Genomic DNA, 1,348 nt, shown 5'->3' with positions numbered 1-1,348 from the left:
AACCCTCCGCACTGCGATACGACACCCGCCAACCACCATCAACCCACACCACCGACGGCTCCACCCCAGCCGCCCACCCCGACGACAACCCAACCCCGCCATCGGCCGAAGCCGCACCAGCCCACTCGAACGCCGCCGGCCCCCCAGGTAACCCACCCCCGGTACGCCGACGCTTCGCGGCTGGCCCCGCTGCGGCGCGCTCCCTGCGCTCCTTCCGCTTCTGAAGCTTCTCAATGAGCGCGCCGAACTCGGCGTCGGTCTTGCCCGTGTTGACAAGCCGGTAGGCGTGCGTGGGTATCTGCGACACGTCGTATAGCGAGTTGGCTTCCAGGTAGGCAGCCTTGGCTGCGTCGTCCAACGGCTTCAACGGCGCCTTGACCACCACGAAAATGCTGTTGACGCGATCCGGTCCGACCCGCCGCTTTCCCACCCGCAGGGTGATCGCCGTCCCCGCGGACAGATTCACCTCCAGCCCATCGACTGTCTTACCCGGACCGCCGACCCGAAGATCGAGGGGTTTGGGAAGTGCGGCATTAGCTATCAAATTGTCGTGGAAAACAATTGCATCGTCAAGCACCACTCGATCCCACGACTCCCAGAAGGCGTTTTTGCGCAGCCGCTCGATGTCGCGCGCAGCGGGGGCGGGATCGGTCAACCTCAGATACAGGACCTGCCCCCCGTACCGCTCGGCCGGGATCTCCGCAACCGCGAGGGGTCGATCATTGAGGTCATACCCGACTTCGAGAACAACCTTCGCCATGCCTCTGGGAATGACAAACGGAGTTCCGTCGGCATATTTGGCCCGCGCGATAAGGGCTTTCCTTGGGGCCTTTCCTTCATCACCCTGACTGAACCCTGCGGTCAAAGCGCCGCGTTCGCTCACTGACGTCACCATGCGGAAGGAATCCTTGAACGACGGCTTGTCGAATTCCAGCGTCCGTTCCGCTCGGTCCGCCTTGCGCAGCCGCTCGATGTCGTGCGTGGTGGGGGCGGGATCGGTCAACTGTAGGTACAGTGCCCGCCCCTCGTTCCGCTCGGCCGGGATTTCCACAACCGCGAGGGGCCGACCGCCGGTGTCATACCCGACTTCGAGAATCACGTTTGCCATATCAGCCTGGCTGAACGACGATCCGTCGGCCACTCTGGCCCGCGGGATATAGGGATCCCTCTTGGCGGACCCGGTTTCATCGATCCCACCGAAGCGTATACTCAAATTACCCGAGCTGCTCACTTTCGCTGCCCGCCGGAAGGAGTCAACGAAACCAGGCTTTTCAAATTGCCAAACTCGGGTGGGTACTCTTTTCCGCAATTCCTCCAGCTCGGCGCCCTCGAACTCGCGGTCGAGTTT

At 62.8% G+C, this 1,348-nt stretch carries 1 protein-coding gene; it reads right to left on the bottom strand.

The genetic code is table 11. The annotated features are described in order from the left end of the window. Positions 1–1,348 (bottom strand): hypothetical protein (locus B0E53_RS38325; protein WP_168215501.1); only part of this gene is annotated, 1,348 nt, incomplete at both ends.

Origin of the sequence: Micromonospora sp. MH33, from assembly GCF_003013775.1 — a bacterium.
Lineage (GTDB): Bacteria > Actinomycetota > Actinomycetes > Mycobacteriales > Micromonosporaceae > Micromonospora > Micromonospora fulviviridis.
Note: the sequence above shows the minus strand (reverse complement) of the source record. Positions and strands in the feature narration are given on the sequence as shown.